Raw genomic sequence first — 19,727 nt, 5'->3', positions numbered from 1 at the left:
AGCCTATGACCCTATTAGGCTGTTTTCGTTCCTAATGGGAGGACTTTCATGGCCGAGACCGCGGGACGGCTGCTCCGACTGCTGTCGCTGCTGCAGGACCAGCGGGCGCGTACCGGCCGTGAGCTGGCCGAACGCCTCGACGTCACCGACCGGACGCTGCGCAACGACATCCAGCGGCTGCGCGAACTCGGCTACCCCATCCACGCCGCCCGCGGCGCGGTCGGCGGCTACCGGCTCGGCAGCGGCGCCACCATGCCGCCACTGCTGCTCGACGACGACGAGGCGGTCGCCGTCGCGGTGGCCGTGGGACTGGCGGAGGACGGGTCGACCGGCATCGCCGACGTCGCCGACAGCGCCGCGCGGGCACTGGCCAAACTCGACCAGATCATGCCAAAACGCTTGCGCCGCAAGGTGACCGCGCTGCGCAAGGCCACCGCCATCGGACCGGCCGTCACCGGCTCCCGCGAACCGGACGCCCCCGTCGGGGCCGCCCTACTCGACACCATCGCGGGCGCCATCCGCGACACCACCACGCTGCGAACCCAGACCGAGTTGGAGCCCTACCGCCTGATCAACTGGCAGCGCCGCTGGTATCTCGTCGCCTACGACCTCGACACCCACCGCTGGCGTGCCATCCCGGTCGCCCGAATCGACGCCGCGGCGTTGGGGACCAGACGCTTCGCGCCCCGGCGTCCGCCAGACGACGACCTGGTCGGCTTCGTCCTGCGCGAGATCGCCTCGACCGGCTGGAAGGTGCACGTCCGGATCACCGTGCTCGCGCCCGCCGACGTCGTCATCGCGCGGATCAACCCGACCGTCGGCGTCGTGGAATCAGTCGACGCGGCCACCTGCGTGCTGATCACCGGCGCCGACACACTGGAGACGATCGCGATCTACGTCGGCATGCTCGGCATGGACTTCCGCGTCGACGGCCCGCCCGAACTGGTCGGCCACCTACGCGTTCTCGGTGAGCGCTATTTGGCGGCGCTGCCCTGAGCGACCGCGAGGTCGCTGAGCACGCGCAGTGCCTGCGCGGGCGTGCACGGCCGCATCCCGGTCGCAACACACCGCCGGACGACAGTCGCGTGGTCGTGCCAGAGTTTGATGCCCCGGCGAACCAGCACATGCACGGCCTTGCGCGACTCGGCGACATCGCGGACCAGTCGGCGGGTGAACGTGCGCCCGGCGCTGGGAGTCAGCACCAAGGCGTCGGCCAGGACCCCTGCGTCGCGGGCGCCCGCGACGATCTGGTCGGCGAACAGGCCCTCGGCCACGAACACCGCCGCCGCGCCGACGTCCAGCTGGTAGCCGCCGATCCTGCGGTCGGCGCCGATCTCGTAGTGCGGCGCGTGGACCGTGCCGGTCCGCGCGAGTTCGATGACCGCCGCGAGCGCGTCGGCGGCGTGCCACGAGGTCGGCAGGTCCCAGTCCACCCGACCGGTGGCGTCGCGGGGGAGTAGCGGGTCGTCGCCCTCGCGGTAGAAGTCGTCGAGGCGCAGGACCGGCAGGCCCGCCCGCGCCGCGAGTGTCGACTTGCCCGACCCGGAGGGACCGGCGAGGAGCACGACTCTGGCGCGTACGGCGGACGAGGTCACGGGAAGCGATTGTCGCACGGGTAGCGTCGGGCGCATGGAACAGGAGTTCGACCTGGATCTGTTCGGCGCGCCGCGCGCCGACGCCCCGCGGCGGAACGCGAACGCGCCGCTGGCCGTGCGGATGCGGCCCGCGACCCTGGACGAGGTCGTCGGCCAAGACCACCTGCTCGGTCCCGGCGCCCCGCTGCGCCGCCTGGTCGAGGGCGCCGCGCCCGCCTCGATCCTGCTCTACGGCCCGCCCGGCACCGGCAAGACGACGTTGGCCACGCTCGTGTCCAGCGCGATCGGCCGCCGGTTCGTCGCGTTGTCGGCGCTTTCCGCGGGCGTCAAGGAAGTGCGCGCGGTCATCGATGAGGCCCGCAAGCGGCTGACCCACTCCGGCGAGTCGACCGTGTTGTTCATCGACGAGGTCCACCGCTTCTCCCGCACCCAGCAGGACGCGCTGCTCGGCGCCGTCGAGGACCGCATCGTCCTGCTCGTCGCCGCGACCACGGAGAACCCGTTCTTCTCCGTGGTGTCGCCGCTGCTGTCGCGCTCGCTGGTGCTCCAACTCCAACCGCTCACCGACACCGACGTGCGCGCCGTGGTCGACCGCGCGCTCACCGACGAACGCGGCCTCGCGGGCGCGGTTACCCTGGAGCCCGCCGCCGCGGACCACATAGTCCGGCTCGCGAGCGGCGACGCCCGCCGCGCGCTCACCGCGCTCGAAGCCGCTGCCGACTCCGCGATGGCAACCAGCGACGGCGCGATCGACCTGGCCACCGTCGAGGCCACCGTCGACAAGGCCGCCGTGCGCTACGACCGCCAGGGCGACCAGCACTACGACGTCATCAGCGCGTTCATCAAGTCCATCCGCGGCTCCGATGTGGACGCCGCGCTGCACTACCTCGCCCGGATGTTCGAGGCGGGGGAGGACGCGCGGTTCATCGCCCGCAGGCTTGTCGTGCACGCCAGCGAGGACATCGGCATGGCCGACCCGACCGCGCTGCAGACCGCTGTCGCCGCCGCGCAGGCCGTGCAGCTGATCGGCATGCCTGAGGCCAGGCTCGCCCTCGCCCAGGCGACCATCCACCTGGCCACCGCGCCCAAGTCCAACGCGGTCATCACCGCTGTGGACAGTGCCCTCGCCGACGTCCGCGCGGGCGGCGCAGGCCTGGTACCCGCCCATCTGCGCGACGGTCACTACCAAGGCGCCAAGCAACTGGGCAACGCCACCGACTACCGCTACCCGCACAACGTCCCCGACGGCGTCCTCACCCAGCAGTACGCCCCGGACGCGCTGGTCGGCCGCGACTACTACGAACCGACCAACCGCGGCGCCGAACGTCAGCTCGCCGAACGCGTCCCCCGGCTGCGCAGAGTGATACGCGGCGCCGACTGACCGGAGTGCCTGTCCTGAGCCGGACACGCGGGCGCGGTAGCCTGACGCGGATCACCTGGACATCTTCGTGGGAGGGCTCGTGACAGCAGGAGAGATCATCGCCACGGTCGCGGCGGGCGCGGCGGTGGTGCTGGTGCTGCTGTTCGGCATCATGGCGTTCAAGATCGGGCGTATGGCCGACGAGGCGACCATCGCCATCCGCAAGGCGCACGAGAACAGCGACCCGTTGTTCAACGGTGCGAACACCACGCTCACCCACGTCAACACCCAGCTTGAGCGGGTCGACGGCATCACCGCCAACGCGCAGGCCGTCACCGGCAACGTCTCCGCGCTGACCTCGGTCTTCACCGCCACGCTCGGTGGCCCGCTGGTCAAGGCCGCGGCGTTCTCCTACGGGGTCAGCAAGGCGCTCAAGGCCCGGCGCAAGGCCAAGGGCGAGATCGAGGGCAAGCACTCGCGGCCCGCCCGCCGCACCCGCAAGGGAGTGCGCAAGTGAAGCGGATCTTCTGGCTCGGCGTCGGCGTCGCGACCGGCGTCGCCCTGTCCCGCAAGGCCACCCGCACCGCCCACGCCGTCACCCCCGCCGGGATCGCGGGCAACGTCAGCGACGCCATGCGTGAGCTGGCGGGCGCCATCGGGGCGTTCGGCGCCGACGTGCGCGCGGGCATGGTCGAGCGCGAGGAAGAACTCACCGACACCGTCGAGCGGCGCAGCGGCATCACCCCCGGTGCCCGCCCGCACGCGCGAGCGCGCAGGGCGAACGGCTGAGCCCGTTCGCCGTCCCCGCCCGCCGTCGTTCCATTTGATCCATTGAGGACAAGACCGTGCAGACCCACGAGATCTCCAAGCGTTTCACCGACTACTTCACCGCCAACGAGCACACCAAGGTCGCCAGCGCGTCGCTGATCCTGGAAGACCCGAACCTGCTGTTCGTCAACGCGGGCATGGTGCAGTTCAGGCCTTACTTCCTCGGCGACGCCCACGCCCCGTACCCGCGCGCCACCAGCGTGCAGAAGTGCGTGCGCACCGGCGACATCGATGAGGTCGGCAAGACCACCCGGCACAACACGTTCTTCCAGATGGCGGGCAACTTCTCCTTCGGCGACTACTTCAAGGCCGGGGCCATCGAGCACGCCTGGACGCTGCTGACCAACAGCGTCGCCGACGGCGGCTACGGCTTCGACCCCGACCGCCTGTGGGCCACCGTCTACAACGACGACGACGAGGCCCTGGAGCTGTGGCAGAAGATCGCCGGGCTGCCGCTGGACCGCATCCAGCGCCGCGACGGCGAGGACAACTACTGGGACATGGGGGTGCCCGGCCCCGGCGGTCCCTGCTCGGAGATCTACTACGACCGCGGTCCTGAGCACGGCGTCGAGGGCGGCCCGGTCGCCGACGAGGACCGCTACCTGGAGATCTGGAATCTCGTCTTCATGCAGGACGAGCGCGGCGAGCTGAGCCCGAAGAAGGGCCACCCGCCGGTCGGGTCGCTGCCGCGCAAGAACATCGACACCGGCATGGGCATCGAGCGCGTCGCCTACTTGCTCCAGGGCGTCGACAACGTCTACGAGACCGACCTGGTCCGCCCGGTGATCACCAAGGCCGAGGAGATGTCCGGCCGCCGCTACGGCGCGGGCAACCCGGTCGACGACGTGCGCTTCCGCGTCATCGCCGACCACGCCCGCTCCGGCATGATGATCATCGGTGACGGCGTCACCCCAGGCAATGAGGCCCGCGGCTACGTGCTGCGCCGCCTGCTGCGCCGCATCGTGCGCTCGGTGCGGCTGCTCGGCGTGCAGGAGCCGGTGCTCGGCGAGTTCGCGGCGGTCGTGCGCGACACGATGTCGCCGTCGTACCCGGAGCTGGCCAACGACTTCGCGCGCATCGAGTCGGTCATGAAGAAGGAAGAAGAGACCTTCCTGTCGACGCTGGCCAGCGGCTCGAAGATCTTCGACCTGGCCGCGGACAAGATCAAGTCCGACGGCCGCGCGATGGTGCCCGGCGACACGGCGTTCCAGCTGCATGACACCTACGGATTCCCGATCGACCTGACCCTGGAGATGGCCGCCGAGAAGGGCCTGTCGGTCGACGAGAACGGCTTCCGCGAGCTGATGGCCCAGCAGCGCGCCCGCGCCAAGGCCGACGCCGCTTCCCGCAAGACCGGCTACGGCGACCAGTCGGTCTACCGCGACCTGCTCGCACTCGGCGCCACCGAGTTCACCGGCTACGCCGAACTGGCCACCGAGGCCAAGGTCCTCGGCCTGGTCCGCGACGGCAAGCGCGTCCCCGCCGCCGTCGAGGGCGAGATCATCGAGGTCGTGCTCGACCGCACCCCGCTGTACGCCGAGTCCGGCGGCCAGGAGAGCGACGCGGGCACCATCTCCGCCGAGGGCGTCGAGCTGGAGGTGCTCGACGTGCAGAAGGTGGCCCGCAAGCTGTGGGTCCACCAGGTGCGCGTGCGCAGCGGCGAGATCACCGAGGGCAAGCACGTCGAGGCCACCGTCGACCCGGAGTGGCGCGTCGGCGCCCGCCAAGGCCACTCGGGCACCCACGTCGTGCACGCCGCACTGCGCCAGGTGCTCGGCCCGACCGCGCTGCAGAGCGGCTCGTACAACAAGCCCGGCTACCTGCGCCTCGACTTCGCCTGGTCGGGCGCGCTGTCGGAGGAGACCAAGAGCGAGATCGAAGAGGTGTCGAACCTCGCGGTCCGCAAGGACCTCCCGGTCCGCGTCGTCTACACCGACATGGGCGGCGCCCAGCAGCTCGGCGCGGTCGCCCTCTTCGGCGAGACCTACGACGAAGAGGTCCGAGTCATTGAGATCGGTGGCGCCTGGTCGCGCGAGCTGTGCGGTGGCACCCACGTGGAGCACTCGTCGCAGATCGGCCCCATCACCCTGCTCGGCGAGTCCTCGGTCGGCTCCGGCAGCAGGCGCCTGGAGGCCTACGTCGGCATGGACGCCATGCGCTACCTGGCCAAGGAACGCGCCCTGGTGCAGAACCTCGCCGCGATGCTCAAGGTGCCGAACGTCGAGGTCCCCGCTCGCGTCGAGGCCCTGATCGAACGTCTCCGCAGCGCCGAGAAGGAACTGGAGAAGGTGCGCGCGGGCCAGCTGCTGTCGTCGGCGGGCACCCTGGCCGACCAGGCCGAGGACGTCAATGGCACCGCCCTGGTCGCCCTCCGCGCCCCGGACGGCGTCGGCGGCAACGACCTGCGCACCCTGGCCGGCGAGGTGCGCAACCGCCTGGGCTCCCGCCCGGGCGTCGTCGCGCTGTTCTCGGCCGTCGAGGGCAAGGTCGCCTTCGTGGTGGCCACCACGGCCGCGGCCAGGGAGAACGGCCTCGCCGCGGGCAAGCTCGTCCCCGCCTTCGCGCCCGCCATCGACGCCCGAGGCGGCGGCAAGCCCGACCTGGCCCAGGGCGGCGGCGCCAACCCCGACGGCATCGCCGAGGCGGTGACCGCCCTCCACCGGGCCCTGGCAGGCGCATGACCGACACCGGCTCCCACCCGCCACCCCACGACGGCAGGCCACTGCCGCCGCGCCCAGGCCTGCGCCTCGGCGTCGCGGGTGCGGCCACCCGGCCCGTGCGGCGCTCAGGCAGTCGCCTCGGTGTCGCGGGTGCGGCCAGCCGGTCCGTGCGGCGCTCAGGCAGTCGCCTCGGTGTCGCGGGTGCGGCCAGCCGGTCCGTGCGGCGCTCAGGCAGTCGCCTCGGCGTTGCGCGTGCGGCTTCCCGGCAGGCGCAGGCCCAATTCTGGGAGCTGGGCGTTGGCAGCAGGCCCGGCGCGCGTTCGGTTGCCGCTGGGGTGGCGCGGGTTCGAACGTCGGGTGCTGTCGGGCTGTCTGCCGTGCGGTCGGTTTGTGTCGAGCGCTGGTGGGAAGTCCGGTGTTGTGCTCATACCCGCCCTGCTGATGTCAGCGCGGGCTCGCGTGTTGGGAGCGGGCGGGCCCGTGCGGTCTGCTGTTCGGCGGGCGGGTGGGTACGGCCAAGTGGCGGTTGTGTGGCCGACGGTGTGTGGCCGACTGTTCGGGATGTTCGTGGAGTCCGGTGGACTGGCCCCGGTTGTTGGGAGTGTGGACGGGTATGAGCACCAAGCCTGATCGGCCGGGTGTGGACGACCCGGGGCGCGGACGCAGGCTCGCCGTGGACGTCGGCTCGGTGCGGGTCGGGGTGGCGCTGAGCGATCCGGCTCCGGTGCTCGCCACGCCGCTCGTTACGCTATCTCGCGACGAACGGTCGGGCAGCGACCTTGACCGGCTCTCTGAGCTCGTCGCTGAGCACGAGGTGGTCGAAGTGGTAGTCGGATTGCCGAGGACGTTGGCCGCGCGCCACGGCACGGCGGCCGAAGGCGCGCTCGCCTACGCGACCGAGTTGGCCCGGCGGGTGGCGCCGGTGCCGGTGCGGCTGGCAGACGAGCGGCTGACCACGGTGTCCGCGTCGCGGATGCTCAGCCAGCAAGGGGTACGGGGCAAGCGCCAGCGAGCAGTGGTGGACCAGGCGGCGGCTGTGGAGATCTTGCAGACGTGGCTAGACGCCCGGTCGGCCGCACTCGCGCGATCCGCGGAGGACTCATGACCGACGATCTCGGCCTCTTCGAGGAACGAACCACCCGCGAGCGCCCGCGGTCGGCCGCGGCCGCGCGCAAGGCGAGGTCCCGGCGCAACCGCAAGCGCAACCGCCTCATCGTCTTCGGCCTCGTCGTGCTGCTCCTCATCGGCGGCGGCGTCTGGTACGGGCTGCGTCAGCTCTCCGGCCTGGGCGGCTACGACGACTTCACCGGCGCGGGCGAGCGCGACGTCGTCGTCGAGGTTCAGGGCGGCGACACCACGGGCACCATCGCCAACCGTCTCAAGGACGACGGCATCGTCGCGAGTCCCCGCGCCTTCCTCGCCGCGGCTGAGTCCGAGACGAAGGTGCGCGCGATCCAGCCAGGGTTCTACGTGATGCGCACGAAGGTCTCCGGCAAGGATGCCGTCGCCAAGATCGTCAGCCCCGCGTCGAAGGTGGGGAACCTCCAGATCAAGGCGGGAACCCAGCTCGACGACCTGAGCAACGGCACCGCGGTCACCCCAGGCATCTTCACCCTGCTGTCCAACGCCTCCTGCGCGACTCTCGACGGCCAGAAGAAGTGCGCGTCCGTCGACGACCTCCGAAAGACCGCCGAAACCGCCGACCTGGCCGCCCTCGGCGTACCCGACTGGGCCATCCCGGACGCCTCCCGCGCCGCCGAGCCCAAGCGTCGCCTCGAAGGCCTGATCGCCCCCGACGTCTACGACGTGCGGCCCGGCTCCACTCCGGAGGAGCTGTGGAAGAAGGTCATCACCGAGTCCTCCGCGCGCCTGCAGAGCTACGGCATGCCCAAGATCGCCGAGGCCACCGGCCTGACCCCGTACCAGGTCCTGGTGATCGGCTCCCTGATCCAGCGCGAAGCCATCGCCGCCGACTTCGCGAAGGTCTCCCGGGTCACCTACAACCGGCTCGCCAAGTCGATGAAGCTCGAGTACGACTCGACCATCAACTACGTCCTCGACCGCCCAGCCATCACAACCAAGCCCGATGACCGGGCCAAGGCGGGCCCGTACAACACCTACGCGAACACTGGTCTCACCCCCACTCCGATCGCCGCGGTCAGCAAGGAAGCCCTCGCCGCCGCCGCCAAGCCTGTGGATGGGCCGTGGCTGTTCTTCGTCCGCTGTCAGAAGGACGGCATTTCCTGCTTCGCCGTGACCAATGACGAGCACGAGGCCAACGTGAAGCAGGCCAGGGCGAACGGTGCCTACTGACCGACCGACCGTTCGCGCCCCCGCCAACCGCGCGCCCACCGCCCACGCGCTGATCAACCGCGCGCCCGCCGCCCACGCGGCCGCCGACCACCTATCGACCGGTCCTGCGCTTGCCGACAACGCGGCAGCCGAGCACCCGCCGACCTATCCCGCATCGGCCGACCATGCGCGTGACGTTTCCGCGTCGACTGAGGAAGCGCGGGCCGTTCCCGTGTCGGCTGGCCCGCCGGGTACCAACCCTGGGAGGGGCAGGCGTGCGGCCGTTCTTGGGTCGCCTGTCGCCCACTCCCTGTCCCCGGTCTTGCACGGCGCCGCCTATGCCGCGCTCGGGCTGGCTGACTGGACCTACGAGCGCGTCGAGTGCGACGAGCACCGGCTGCCCGGCCTGGTCGAGTCGCTGGGTCCGGAGTGGGTCGGCCTGTCGGTGACGATGCCCGGCAAGCTCGCCGCCCTCCAGACCGCCGCCACCGCCACCGAACGTGCCGTCGCCGTCGGTGCCGCCAATACCCTCGTCCGCAAGCCCGACGGTGGCTGGCACGCCGACTGCACCGACATCGACGGCGTCACCGGAGCCCTCCGGGCCGCAGGTGGCTACACCCCCGTCCCAGGAGCCACGGCCACCCTGCTCGGTGCGGGTGGCACCGCCCGTGCCGCGCTGGCAGGCCTAGCCGACTTGTCCGTCACCTCGGTGACGGTCGTCGTCCGCGACCCCGACCGGGCAGGCGAAGCGCTTGCCTGCGCCGAGCGTCTCGGCTTGGCGGCTGCCGTCCAGCAGTGGTCGACCGCGGACTTCCCGGCGCTGGCCGCGTCGTCGTCCGTGGTGGTCAACACCGCCCCGGCCTCGGCAGTCACGCCGCTGGCCGACGCCCTCGCCAAGGCGCCCTGCGTGCTCGACGTGATCTACCATCCCTGGCCGACCCCGGTCGCCGAGGCCGTCGCCGCGTCGGGCGGTCGTCTTGCCACTGGACTGGACATGCTGCTCCACCAGGCGTTCGCTCAGGTCGAGCAGTTCACCGGCCAGTCGGCTCCCCGGGAGGCCATGCGGGCCGCGCTGCGGTCGGCCACAGGTGACGTGCTCGCCCTCCCGATTTGACGCCGGTCGGCGGGCGGCGGCGCGTCGTAGTTACCAACTTCCTCCTACGAGGTTGGGGAACGTCACGAAGACCGTGGCCGCTCCGAGCAGGCCGGGGCCATAGGGAATCGTGGATTTCCGGTGGATCGATTTGACTCCGCAATAGAGCGTCAGGGTGATAGCTGACGCTAGGAGCAGGGCCGGTGCGATTGTCGTCAGGTTGATTGCGCCGAGGGTCGCTCCAATCGGGTAGGCGATTTTGACGTCACCCGCGCCTAATGACGTCGGGCGCCACAGGTGGATCGCGGCGTGGAAGGCGAGGAACGCGCCGCCGCCCACGACGGCGTGCCAGGCTAAGGAGACGTCCGGGGAGGCTCGGGCCGCGACGGCGAGGGTGAGTCCGAGCGCGGGGTAGGCGGAGAGGGTCAGGGCGTTCGGGAGTCTTCGGGACCGGAGGTCGGCCACGGTGAGAGTGACCGCGAACCAGGTGAAGACAAGGCCTGTGGGTAGCCACATGCCTGGGATGTCGCCGCTGGTCCAGCGGGCGGTGATCACCGCCCAGATGGCGCCCAAGGGGAGAGCGAGCCAGGCCGTTGGCGCGTGGATCGGGCGGCGGAGGTGGCGCAGCAGGGCAGCCGCGGCCATGCCTGCGGGGAGTGCGAGGGCGACGGCCAGCGTCGGGAGACGCCAGGTGGCGGGGGCTAAGACGAATGAGGCCAAGGCCGCTGCGATGTAGAGGATTTCCCAGCGGACTACCAGGGGGCGGATCGCTTGTAGGTGCATGCTTCAAACGTAGTGAACGAGCGTTCGATCGTCATTAGCTCGATAGCATGGGGATGGGCGTTTGTCAGAATTGAGAAAATGTGTATCAGCCGAGCGTGCGCGCGAATGTTTCTCGGAGATCCGGCTTGCCGAGGATGGCGAACACGACTGTGTCGAACGCGGGCACGGTGGCCAGCGCCCGTGCGAACGCCGAAGCCACGGTCGACGGATCGTTGCGGAACACCCCGCAGCCCCACGCCCCGAGGACGAGGGTCCGGTGGCCGTGCGCTGCGGCGATGGACAGCACACGCGTGGCTCGGGTCAGCAGGATCGACGGAACCTGGGCGCGCTCATCATCCGTGCGCAGGGCGCCGAAGTTCGGGGCGGCGGCGGTGAGGAACGCGACCTCGTACGGGTCGATCAAGGCGCCGGTGTCGTCGCGGAAGACCGGGACCGACGGCGAGTAGATCACTCGGTCGCTGTAGAGCAGGCTCGGGGTGGCGCGGTGGTGCGCGTAGAACTCGGGAACGGCGCGGAGGCAGGCGCCGAGGCCGGAGGAACGGGCGAGGCTTTCCTCTTGGGCCTGCGCGCCGGTGCGGTAGCCGCCGCCAGGGTTGCGGGCCGAGGCGAAGTTCAGGCACGCGACGTCGCCGCCCAAGCGCCGCGCCGCCGCGAGGGTCGATTCGCCCGTCACTGAGATCGCCGGGCTGGCGCGGCGCTCTGCCTGCGACGCGGTAGTGGCAGACGGGTGGCCGGGCGACGTGCCGGAGGCCAGCGCATCGGGTGCGGTTGGGACGGGGTCCGACGGTAGGTAAAGGCGGGTTCCGGCGACCGCGGCGGCGGTCGCCGTCGCGTATGGGCCCGATTCCGCGAGGCGGTCGGTCTCGGCGGCGATCGCGGCCAGTGACTGTCTACTCACGACGCCGGAACGTAGTCGGCAGGTGAGGCGCCGGTCGACCGGGTTTCGTCACAGCCGGGCGTGGCGGCCGGGGGGTGCCATGACAGGATCAGGACGTGCTGCGCTGGATCACCGCCGGAGAGTCCCACGGACCCGCGCTCGTCGCTGTGCTGGAAGGCATGGTCGCCGGCGTTGAGGTCACCACCACCGACCTGAGCGATCAACTCGCGAGGCGGAGGCTTGGTTTCGGGCGTAGCCCGCGGATGGGCTTCGAGACCGACAAGATCGAAATCCTCGGCGGCGTGCGCCACGGCGTCACCCAGGGTGGTCCGATCGCGGTGCACATCGACAACGCCGAGTGGCCCAAGTGGGAGCAGGTCATGGCCGCCGACCCGGTGGACCCGGACGTGCTGGCCGAACTCGCCCGCAACGAGCCGCTGACCCGCCCCCGGCCCGGCCACGCCGACCTGCCCGGCATGCAGAAGTACGGCTTCGACGAGGCCCGGCCCGTCCTGGAGCGCGCCAGCGCCCGCGAGACCGCCGGACGCACCGCGCTGGGCACCGTCGCGCGTGCGTTCCTGCGCCAGCTCCTCGGCGTCGAGATCATCAGTCACGTCGTGTCCATCGGGAAGGCGCAGGCGGGCCCGGACAGCCCCACGCCCGGCCCCGGCGACCTCGCCGCGATCGATGAGAGCCCGGTTCGGGCGTTCGACCAGGCCGCGACCGACGCGATGGTCGCCGAGGTGGAGGCCGTGAAGAAGGCCGGTGACACCGTCGGCGGCGTCATCGAGGTCATCGCCTATGGCCTGCCGCCGGGTCTGGGCTCCCACGTGCACTGGGACCGCAGGCTCGACTCCCGCCTCGCGGGCGCCCTGATGGGCGTGCAGGCGATGAAGGGCGTCGAGATCGGCGAGGGTTTCGCCAACTCCGCGCGCTGGGGCAGCCAGGCGCACGACGAGATCGACCGGGCCGAGGGCACCGTCGCGGGCGTTACTCGCCGGTCCAACCGCGCGGGTGGCCTGGAAGGCGGAATCACCAACGGTGAGCCGCTGCGGGCGAGGGTCGCGATGAAGCCCATCTCGACCGTCCCGCGCGCGCTCGCGACCGTGGACGTCGTCACCGGTGAGCCCGCCGTCGCCATCCACCAGCGCTCCGACGTGTGCGCGGTCCCCCGCGCAGGCGTCGTCCTGGAGTCCGTGGTCGCTCTGGTCTTGGCCGAGGCGGCGCTGGAGAAGTTCGGTGGCGACTCGCTCGCCGAGACGCGGCGCAACGTCGAGGGGTACCTCGACGCGCTGCGGAACCGCTGGTGAGCCCCGCCGCCGTCGTCGTCGGTCCGCCGGGGGCGGGCAAGACGACCATCGGCGAGGCGCTGGCCGACGCGCTCGGCGTGTCCTTCCGCGACACCGACGCAGACATCGTCGAGGCCGCGGGCAAGCCGATCAGCGACATCTTCACCGACGACGGCGAGCCCGCTTTCCGCGCCGCTGAGGAACAGGCCGTCGCGACCGCGCTGGACGAGCACGGCGGTGTTCTCTCTCTCGGAGGCGGCGCGGTCCTGTCCTCGAAGACGCGCGCGCTCTTGAAAGAACACACAATCGTCTTCCTCAACGTCGGTCTGGCCGAGGGCGTCCGCCGCACCGGGCTGTCCGTCGCGCGACCGCTGCTGGCCGGGGTGAACCCGAGGGCCAAGTTCAAGGAACTCCTCGACGCCCGCCTGCCGCTCTACCGCGAGGTCGCGCGCATCGAGGTCAACACCGACACCCAGACTCCCGACGAGATCGTCGCCCACCTGGTCGCGGCACTGAAAGGATCATGATGCAGCCAGTGCGCATCCGGGTCGCCACGGACAAGCCGTACGACGTGGTGATCGGCAAGGGACTGCTCGACGAGCTGGTCGAGGCGGTCCAGGGCTCGTCCAAGGTCGCGATCATCCACCAGCCGACGCTCGCCGCCACGGCCGAGGCCACCCGTGACGAGCTGGCCGCCGCCGGGATCGACGCGCACCGGGTCGAGATCCCCGACGCCGAGGACGGCAAGGCGCTCTCGGTCGCCGCGTTCTGCTGGGAGGTGCTCGGCCGGATCGGCCTGGACCGCCAGGGCACCGTGGTCGCGCTCGGCGGGGGAGCGGTGACCGACCTCGCGGGCTTCGTCGCCGCCACCTGGATGCGCGGCGTCAAGCTCGTCAACGTCCCGACGACGCTGCTCGGCATGGTCGACGCGGCGGTCGGCGGCAAGACCGGCATCAACACCGAGGCGGGCAAGAACCTCGTCGGCGTCTTCCACGAGCCCTCCGCCGTGCTGGTCGACCTGGCCACACTGACCACGCTCCCGCGCAACGAGCTGGTCGCGGGCATGGCCGAGGTGATCAAGGGCGGGTTCATCGCCGACCCGGTCATCCTCGACCTGATCGAGGCCGACCCCGAGGCCGCGCTCGACCCCGAAGGCGATGTCCTGCCCGAGCTGATCCGCCGCAAGATCCAGGTCAAGGCCGACGTCGTGGCCAGCGACCTGCGCGAATCCAGCCTGCGCGAGATCCTCAACTACGGCCACACCCTCGCCCACGCGATCGAGCGGCGCGAGCGCTACCGCTGGCGCCACGGCGCGGCCGTCAGCGTCGGCATGGTCTTCGTCGCCGAACTCGCCCGACTCGCCGGGAAGCTCGACGACGCGACCGCCGACCGCCACCGCTCGATCCTGACCAGCATCGGCCTGCCGGTCGGCTACGACGCCGACGCGCTGCCGCAGCTCATCGAGGGCATGCTGAGCGACAAGAAGACCAAGTCCGGCGTGCTGCGGTTCGTCGTCCTCGACGGTCTGGCCAAGCCCAGCCGCCTGGAGGGCCCGGACCCGGCGCTGCTGGCGGCGGCGTACTCGGCCATCGCGGTCGAGAGCGGACCGAGCGGGGTGCTGCTGTGAGGGTTCTGGTGCTCAACGGCCCCAACCTGGGCAGGCTCGGCACCCGCGAGCCGGAGATCTACGGCAGCACGACCCACGCCGACCTGGTCGGCATCTGTGTCGACACCGGCGCCGACCTCGGCCTCAACGTCGAGGTCCGCCAGACCGACCACGAAGGCGACATGGTCGGGTGGCTGCACGAGGCCGCCGACCAGCGGATCCCGGTCGTGCTCAACGCGGGCGCGTGGACGCACTACTCCATCGCCGTCCGCGACGCCTGCGCGCTGCTGACCGTCCCGCTGGTCGAGGTGCACATCTCGAACGTGCACAAGCGCGAGGCGTTCCGCCACCACAGCTACATCTCCGAACTCGCCGCAGGCGTCATCGTCGGCCTCGGGGTCGACGGCTACGCCCTCGCCCTGCGGTGGCTGGCGGACAACGCTAAGTCCTGATTTTCACCCATCCGGGCGACGTTTTCCCTACACTGGGCGACCACAGTCAGTCGTTCCCGGAAGGCCCGCATGTCCCGCCGTCGCGCCGCGCTGGTCTTGGTCGTCGCGGGTCTGGTGTCGGCTTGCACGGTCGCCGAGGGCCAGCCGCAACCGGCGCCGACCGCCAGTCCCGCGGCGCCCGTCCCTGAGTCGGTCACCCTGTCGACCGACCGGCCGCGGCAGAGCCCCGGCGACGTCGCGGCGGGCGGCAACGGCGCCCCGTACAACTACGCGCCGACTTTGCTGCTCGAAGGCGGCAAGTACCGGATGTGGTGGTGCAGCCAGGTCAGCGGCGTGGGCCCGGCGGGCGACGACATCCTGGTCGCCGAGGCGGACTCGCCCGGCGGCCCGTTCAGCGCGGCGGTCCCGGTCTTCTCCGGCGGCGGCACGGGTTTCGACGCCCAGCACGTGTGCGACCCGTCGGTGCTCAAGGTCGGCTCGACCTACTACATGTACTACACCGGCGCCGAGACCGATCATCCGTACGGCAGCGCGATCGGTCTGGCGACCAGTCCCGACGGCCGGACCTGGACCCGTGCCAACGGCGGCAAGCCGATCGTCACCATGTCGCGCAACCACATGCGGGACAACGACTACGGCGCCGGACAGCCTGCCGCCGTCTACGTGAACGGTTGGTTCTATCTGCTGTTCACCGACACCACCGGTGCCGCCGCGGGCTGGAACGGCGCGGGCCAGTTCGTATTGCGTGCCAAGGACCCGACCTTCGCGGTGAACGTCGAGATCCTTGCCCCAGGCGGGTTCCGCCGCGACACGAGCACCCACGCCCGCCTGCGCTCGGTGGTCGACGCGTTCAGCGTCGACGTGATGTGGATCGACGCCCTCGCGGCGTTCGCCATCGCCCACGAGGTCGACGGCGGCACCAGGATCACCTTCTGGGACAAGGACTTCCGCGTCCAGCCGTACCCGCCCGCGATGATACCGGGACCGTGGAAGGAGGGCCCGGGACTCGTCCGCGACAGCGAGGGCCACGCGCCGCGCTCGGTCGACGACCCGTGCGAGCGTGTCCCGATCGACCTGGTCCGGGCGACCCGGATGGAGGCCGCCCCGACCGGCTTGGCCCACTTCGGCGCCGACCTGGTCGGCAGCCGCGCGTGCCTCGATCCCGACCGCGCGGCGGGCGCGCTGATCGGGTTCGCCGTGCCGTCGCCGCAGCGAACGATCGATCTGGTCACCACAGACGGGCTGATCCGCGTCGAACGCCGTGGGGTCGCCGAGAAGCTCGCCGCCCGGGTCATCGACACCCGTGTGCCCGGCCTGGACGGCGCTCCGGTTCTCGCCGAAGTCGACGCGGCGGCGAAGATCGTGCGCTCCGAGTCCGGCATCGGGTTCCTGCTCGACGGCAAGCTCTATCCGTTCGCGGACCCGGCCGTCGCGGCGCTCAACTCGTCGCCGGTCGCCCAGGTCAACGCCCGCCAGTGGGCCGAGTACGAGCGGGGTCCCTGGCTGGGCCCGTGATCAGGCGGCTTCCTCGTGCTTGCGCTCCAGCCGCGGTCCGACCACGAGGCCAAGGCCCGCGGGTACCAGGACGAGTAGCGCGGTGAACGCGGCCCCGCCGGTCAGCGCCTGACCCAGCGCGCTGACCCCGGTCTGGTCGACGAATACCGACCGGCCGATGACCCCGAGCACCGCGGCGCCCCAGCCCGCGATGAGCGCCGCGATGACCCACGCCCGGCCGCGGTCGGCCACCCCGCGCCAGCCGTCGATGGCCGCCCACGTAGCGGCGATGCCCACGAGCACGCCCAGCACGATGGCCTCGACAACCGTGCGCCCGGTCGGCTGCTCCGCCTTTAGCGCCGCCACGAAGACCGCCGCCACCCCGTGGACGACAGCCAGCACCAACCCCCGCACGAGCCAAGTTCGCATTACCGGAGAGTAAGCCCTGATGGCCCCAACGCGTCGCCCCGCTCAGTCGTACGCTCAGTTCATGCCCGAGGCACATGTGAAACGGCGAGCGGCTCTCCGGACGGCGATGCGGGAGTTGGAACTGGACGCATTGCTTGTCGTCGACCTGCTGAACCTGCGCTATCTGACCGGGTTCACCGGCTCCAACGGCGCGCTGCTGGTGCACGCCGCCGACGATGACCGGACGGTGTTTTGCACCGACGGCCGCTATCTCGCCCAGGCCGCCCGCCAGGTGCCGGAGTTGGAGCACGTGATCGAGCGGGCCAGCGTTCTCGCCCTCGCCGAGCGCGCCGACAAGGACGCCGCCTACCGCCGCACGGGCTTCGAGAGCCAGCACGTGTCCGTGGACAGCCTCGACGTGCTCGCCGACGCCGCGCCGTCGGTCGAACTCGTCCGCGCGCCCAACCTCATCGAGCGGCTGCGGCTGGTCAAGGACGACACCGAGGTCGAGGCGCTGCGGATGGCCTGCGCCGCGGCCGACCGGGCGCTGGCCGATCTCATCGAGCACGGCGGCCTGGCCGCGGGCCGCACCGAGCGGGAGGTGGCCCGCGACCTGGAGAACCGGATGCTCGACCATGGCGCCACCAAGCCCGCGTTCGAGTCGATCGTCGCCGCGGGCGCCAACTCCGCGATCCCGCACCACCGGCCGACCGACGCCGTGCTGCACCATGGCGACTTCGTCAAACTCGATTTCGGCGCCCAGATCGACGGCTACCACTCCGACATGACCAGGACCCTTGTCCTGGGCGCCCCCGCCGACTGGCAGCGGGAGCTGTACGACCTCGTGGCCGCCGCCCAGGCCGCGGGCCGCGCCGCGCTCAAGCCGGGCGCCCATGTCCAGGACGTGGACGCCGCCGCCCGCGACCTCATCGAGCGCGCGGGCCACGGCGACGAGTTCCTGCACGGCCTCGGGCATGGCGTTGGCCTGCAGATCCACGAGGCACCCGCCTTGGGCAAGACCGGTGAAGGTACACTTTCGGCCGGCATGGCGGTCACGGTCGAGCCGGGGGTGTACCTGTCCGGCAAAGGCGGTGTCCGCATCGAGGACACGCTGGTCGTGCGGGATGAAGGTCCCGAACTCCTCACGCTGACCACCAAGCAGCTCATGGTCGTCTGACGGGCACCCAGCCCGCTGGCGATCACCCCATGCGCGCGCGAACACAGGAGATCTAGCTCGTGGCCTCGACCAACGACCTGAAGAACGGCCTGGTGCTCAACCTCGAGGGCCAGCTCTGGACCGTGACCGAGTTCCAGCACGTCAAGCCGGGCAAGGGCCCCGCGTTCGTGCGGACCAAGCTCAAGCACGTCCTGACCGGCAAGGTCGTCGACAAGACGTTCAACGCGGGCGTCAAGGTCGACACCGCCACGGTCGACCGCCGCGAGATGACCTACCTCTACAACGACGGCTCCGAGTACGTCTTCATGGACGGCGACACCTACGAGCAGATCCAGATCACGCCAACGGTCGTCGGCGACGCCGCCAAGTACATGCTGGAGAACAGCACCGCGATCGTCTCCTCGCACGAGGGCTCGCCGCTGTTCATCGAACTGCCGACGTCGGTCGAGCTCGTCATCGAGCACACCGACCCCGGCCTGCAGGGCGACCGCTCCACCGGCGGAACCAAGCCCGCCAAGCTGGAGACCGGCGCGGAGATCCAGGTCCCGCTGTTCGTGACCACCGGCGAGAAGGTCAAGGTCGACACCCGCGACGGGCGCTACCTCGGCCGAGTCAGCGGCTGATAATGGGCGCCCGCAGCAAGGCACGCAAACGCGCGGTCGACCTCCTCTTCGAGGCGGCCCTGCGTGGCGACGACCCGGTCACCCTGTTGGCCGACCGGGTCGGTTCGCCCGACGTGCCCCCGGTGAACGACTACACCGTCACCCTGGTCGAGGGAGTGCGGGCCCACCAGTCCCGCATCGACGAACTGCTCACCGAACACGCCGAGGGCTGGACCCTGCAGCGCATGCCCGCCGTGGACCTCGCGGTGCTCCGACTCGGCCTGTACGAGATCCTGTGGGCCAACGACGTGCCGGACGCGGTGGCGATCGACGAGGCCGTGCAGTTGGCCAAGTCGCTGTCGACCGACGACTCCCCGAGGTTCGTCAACGGCGTCCTCGGCCGGATCGCGGGCATCGCCGACAAGCTTCGCGCGACGCTCTAAAGCGCTCTGAAACGCAGAGAAACACCCGACCGCGTCCGCGAGTCGGGTGTTTCTGCGTGTGGGGGCCTGGTCAGTCTTCCTTCGACGGCCGGGCCTCAGGCGGAAGCACCCCCCAGTCGATCAGCTGCTCGGTGAGCTCACCGGGCGTCATGTCGTAGATGATCGCCAACGACCGCAGGTCCTCGGTGCGGATCGAGAGCACCTTGCCGTTGTAGTCGCCACGCTGGCTCTGGATGGTGGCCGCGTACCGGGCCAGCGGCCCGACTTTCTCCGCCGGCAGCTGCTGCAGCCGCTCCAGATTGATCACGATCTTGGTGGCGGGCTCCGCGCCGGACGGCACCCGGCCCTCGGGAAGGAGCTCCACCACCGGCACGCCGTAGAAGTCCGCGAGCTCGGCGAGCTTCTGCACGGTGACCGCTCGGTCGCCGCGCTCGTAAGAGCCGACCACGACGGCCTTCCATCGGCCACCGGACTTCTGCTCGACGCCGTGCAGCGACAGCCCCTGCTGCTGGCGGATGGCGCGGAGCTTGGCCCCTAGCGCCTTGGCGTAGTCGCCCATGCGGCGGTTCTCCGTTCGTTCGCCCCGTCGGCGCTATGGCACCGCCGTGGGTAGCTTCAAATCAACACGCTGAGTAATGGTTACCCAGAGTTGTCACCAGGTCAAGCTGATCCGACTAGGACAGTTGTGTCAGGTGCCCGACACCACCCGCACGGCTGCTCCGATCGGCCTGATACGGTCGCTGTGAGCCCAGGTCAACTGGGTTGATC

At 70.8% G+C, this 19,727-nt stretch carries 21 protein-coding genes; 16 read left to right on the top strand and 5 right to left on the bottom strand.

The window, feature by feature from the left end:
* The first annotated feature begins 48 nt into the window (after positions 1–48).
* A complete protein-coding gene (locus BN1701_RS14410) occupies positions 49–996 on the top strand; it encodes a YafY family protein (RefSeq protein WP_054049146.1) in 948 nt (315 codons plus the stop codon).
* On the opposite strand, the gene BN1701_RS14405 is transcribed toward BN1701_RS14410, so the two are convergent.
* The gene (locus tag BN1701_RS14405) at positions 975–1,595 is read right to left on the bottom strand and encodes a uridine kinase (protein ID WP_231949601.1); all 621 of its coding nucleotides are present in this window, start codon (positions 1,593–1,595) and stop codon (positions 975–977) included. The genes BN1701_RS14410 and BN1701_RS14405 overlap by 22 nt on opposite strands.
* A 34-nt stretch (positions 1,596–1,629) precedes the next feature.
* On the opposite strand from BN1701_RS14405, the gene BN1701_RS14400 reads away from it, so the two are divergent.
* From BN1701_RS14400 to BN1701_RS14370, 7 genes are all read left to right on the top strand, one after another.
* Positions 1,630–2,976 carry a replication-associated recombination protein A gene (locus BN1701_RS14400; RefSeq protein WP_082859853.1) on the top strand — a complete coding sequence of 449 codons (1,347 nt, stop codon included), beginning with the start codon at positions 1,630–1,632 and terminating at the stop codon, positions 2,974–2,976.
* A gap of 79 nt (positions 2,977–3,055) precedes the next feature.
* Positions 3,056–3,472, top strand: coding sequence for a DUF948 domain-containing protein (locus BN1701_RS14395; protein ID WP_054049141.1), 417 nt, complete (start codon positions 3,056–3,058; stop codon positions 3,470–3,472).
* Entirely contained in the window at positions 3,469–3,744 is a 276-nt protein-coding gene (locus BN1701_RS14390; RefSeq protein ID WP_054049139.1) for a hypothetical protein, read from the top strand. Before BN1701_RS14395 ends, BN1701_RS14390 begins: the two co-directional genes overlap by 4 nt.
* 56 nt (positions 3,745–3,800) lie before the next feature.
* Entirely contained in the window at positions 3,801–6,464 is a 2,664-nt protein-coding gene (gene alaS, locus BN1701_RS14385; protein ID WP_054049137.1) for an alanine--tRNA ligase, read from the top strand.
* 592 nt (positions 6,465–7,056) lie between these two features.
* Complete coding sequence (gene ruvX / locus BN1701_RS14380) at positions 7,057–7,548, top strand: Holliday junction resolvase RuvX (RefSeq protein ID WP_054049135.1); 492 nt, start codon at positions 7,057–7,059, stop codon at positions 7,546–7,548.
* Positions 7,545–8,756, top strand: a complete 1,212-nt coding sequence (gene mltG, locus BN1701_RS14375; protein WP_054049133.1) for an endolytic transglycosylase MltG — start codon at positions 7,545–7,547, stop codon at positions 8,754–8,756. Before ruvX ends, mltG begins: the two co-directional genes overlap by 4 nt.
* Positions 8,757–8,967: 211 nt before the next feature.
* Positions 8,968–9,849: a shikimate dehydrogenase gene (locus tag BN1701_RS14370; RefSeq protein WP_054055858.1), complete on the top strand. Its 882-nt coding sequence runs from the start codon at positions 8,968–8,970 to the stop codon at positions 9,847–9,849.
* Between the two features lie 30 nt (positions 9,850–9,879).
* Here BN1701_RS14370 and BN1701_RS14365 read toward each other — a convergent pair whose 3' ends face one another.
* Together BN1701_RS14365 and BN1701_RS14360 are read right to left on the bottom strand one after the other, a co-directional pair.
* The gene (locus BN1701_RS14365; RefSeq protein ID WP_054049131.1) at positions 9,880–10,611 is read right to left on the bottom strand and encodes an A24 family peptidase; all 732 of its coding nucleotides are present in this window, start codon (positions 10,609–10,611) and stop codon (positions 9,880–9,882) included.
* 85 nt (positions 10,612–10,696) lie between these two features.
* On the bottom strand, positions 10,697–11,509 hold the full coding sequence (locus tag BN1701_RS14360; protein ID WP_054049129.1) for a TIGR02452 family protein: 813 nt from the start codon (positions 11,507–11,509) through the stop codon (positions 10,697–10,699).
* 95 nt (positions 11,510–11,604) lie between these two features.
* Here BN1701_RS14360 and aroC point away from each other — a divergent pair, with 95 nt between their 5' ends.
* The 5 genes from aroC to BN1701_RS14335 all read left to right on the top strand — a co-directional run bounded on the left by aroC (position 11,605) and on the right by BN1701_RS14335 (position 16,350).
* On the top strand, positions 11,605–12,798 hold the full coding sequence (gene aroC, locus BN1701_RS14355) for a chorismate synthase (RefSeq protein WP_054049127.1): 1,194 nt from the start codon (positions 11,605–11,607) through the stop codon (positions 12,796–12,798).
* The gene (locus tag BN1701_RS14350) at positions 12,795–13,304 is read left to right on the top strand and encodes a shikimate kinase (RefSeq protein ID WP_054049125.1); all 510 of its coding nucleotides are present in this window, start codon (positions 12,795–12,797) and stop codon (positions 13,302–13,304) included. Before aroC ends, BN1701_RS14350 begins: the two co-directional genes overlap by 4 nt.
* Positions 13,301–14,404 carry a 3-dehydroquinate synthase gene (aroB, locus tag BN1701_RS14345; protein ID WP_054049123.1) on the top strand — a complete coding sequence of 368 codons (1,104 nt, stop codon included), beginning with the start codon at positions 13,301–13,303 and terminating at the stop codon, positions 14,402–14,404. The genes BN1701_RS14350 and aroB overlap by 4 nt, the downstream gene beginning before the upstream one ends.
* Entirely contained in the window at positions 14,401–14,835 is a 435-nt protein-coding gene (gene aroQ, locus BN1701_RS14340) for a type II 3-dehydroquinate dehydratase (RefSeq protein ID WP_054049121.1), read from the top strand. The genes aroB and aroQ overlap by 4 nt, the downstream gene beginning before the upstream one ends.
* Before the next feature lie 69 nt (positions 14,836–14,904).
* On the top strand, positions 14,905–16,350 hold the full coding sequence (locus tag BN1701_RS14335; RefSeq protein WP_054049119.1) for a beta-xylosidase: 1,446 nt from the start codon (positions 14,905–14,907) through the stop codon (positions 16,348–16,350).
* On the opposite strand, the gene BN1701_RS14330 is transcribed toward BN1701_RS14335, so the two are convergent.
* A complete protein-coding gene (locus BN1701_RS14330; RefSeq protein WP_054049118.1) occupies positions 16,351–16,758 on the bottom strand; it encodes a B-4DMT family transporter in 408 nt (135 codons plus the stop codon).
* A 61-nt stretch (positions 16,759–16,819) separates the two neighbouring features.
* On the opposite strand from BN1701_RS14330, the gene BN1701_RS14325 reads away from it, so the two are divergent.
* The 3 genes from BN1701_RS14325 to nusB are packed head-to-tail and all read left to right on the top strand — an operon-like array spanning position 16,820 to position 18,959.
* The gene (locus BN1701_RS14325) at positions 16,820–17,914 is read left to right on the top strand and encodes a Xaa-Pro peptidase family protein (protein WP_054049116.1); all 1,095 of its coding nucleotides are present in this window, start codon (positions 16,820–16,822) and stop codon (positions 17,912–17,914) included.
* A gap of 59 nt (positions 17,915–17,973) precedes the next feature.
* Positions 17,974–18,537 (top strand): elongation factor P, encoded by a 564-nt coding sequence (gene efp, locus BN1701_RS14320; protein ID WP_054049114.1) that lies wholly within the window; start codon positions 17,974–17,976, stop codon positions 18,535–18,537.
* Between the two features lie 2 nt (positions 18,538–18,539).
* A complete protein-coding gene (gene nusB / locus BN1701_RS14315; RefSeq protein WP_054049112.1) occupies positions 18,540–18,959 on the top strand; it encodes a transcription antitermination factor NusB in 420 nt (139 codons plus the stop codon).
* A gap of 70 nt (positions 18,960–19,029) precedes the next feature.
* On the opposite strand, the gene BN1701_RS14310 is transcribed toward nusB, so the two are convergent.
* Positions 19,030–19,518, bottom strand: coding sequence for a transcriptional regulator (locus tag BN1701_RS14310; RefSeq protein ID WP_018686187.1), 489 nt, complete (start codon positions 19,516–19,518; stop codon positions 19,030–19,032).
* Between the last annotated feature and the right edge of the window lie 209 nt (positions 19,519–19,727).

The organism is Alloactinosynnema sp. L-07, assembly GCF_900070365.1.
GTDB lineage: Bacteria > Actinomycetota > Actinomycetes > Mycobacteriales > Pseudonocardiaceae > Actinokineospora.
This window is presented reverse-complemented; position numbering and strand designations above follow the sequence as displayed.

Bases quoted from the DNA above. Each gene is read 5' to 3' on its own strand.
- BN1701_RS14310 (WP_018686187.1), bottom strand. From the start codon at position 19,518: ATGGGCGACTACGCCAAGGCGCTAGGGGCCAAGCTCCGCGCCATCCGC.
- BN1701_RS14410 (WP_054049146.1), top strand. From the start codon at position 49: ATGGCCGAGACCGCGGGACGGCTGCTCCGACTGCTGTCGCTGCTGCAG.
- BN1701_RS14330 (WP_054049118.1), bottom strand. From the start codon at position 16,758: ATGCGAACTTGGCTCGTGCGGGGGTTGGTGCTGGCTGTCGTCCACGGG.
- BN1701_RS14325 (WP_054049116.1), top strand. From the start codon at position 16,820: ATGCCCGAGGCACATGTGAAACGGCGAGCGGCTCTCCGGACGGCGATG.
- BN1701_RS14335 (WP_054049119.1), top strand. From the start codon at position 14,905: ATGTCCCGCCGTCGCGCCGCGCTGGTCTTGGTCGTCGCGGGTCTGGTG.
- nusB (WP_054049112.1), top strand. From the start codon at position 18,540: ATGGGCGCCCGCAGCAAGGCACGCAAACGCGCGGTCGACCTCCTCTTC.
- aroB (WP_054049123.1), top strand. From the start codon at position 13,301: ATGATGCAGCCAGTGCGCATCCGGGTCGCCACGGACAAGCCGTACGAC.
- mltG (WP_054049133.1), top strand. From the start codon at position 7,545: ATGACCGACGATCTCGGCCTCTTCGAGGAACGAACCACCCGCGAGCGC.
- BN1701_RS14400 (WP_082859853.1), top strand. From the start codon at position 1,630: ATGGAACAGGAGTTCGACCTGGATCTGTTCGGCGCGCCGCGCGCCGAC.
- BN1701_RS14365 (WP_054049131.1), bottom strand. From the start codon at position 10,611: ATGCACCTACAAGCGATCCGCCCCCTGGTAGTCCGCTGGGAAATCCTC.
- ruvX (WP_054049135.1), top strand. From the start codon at position 7,057: ATGAGCACCAAGCCTGATCGGCCGGGTGTGGACGACCCGGGGCGCGGA.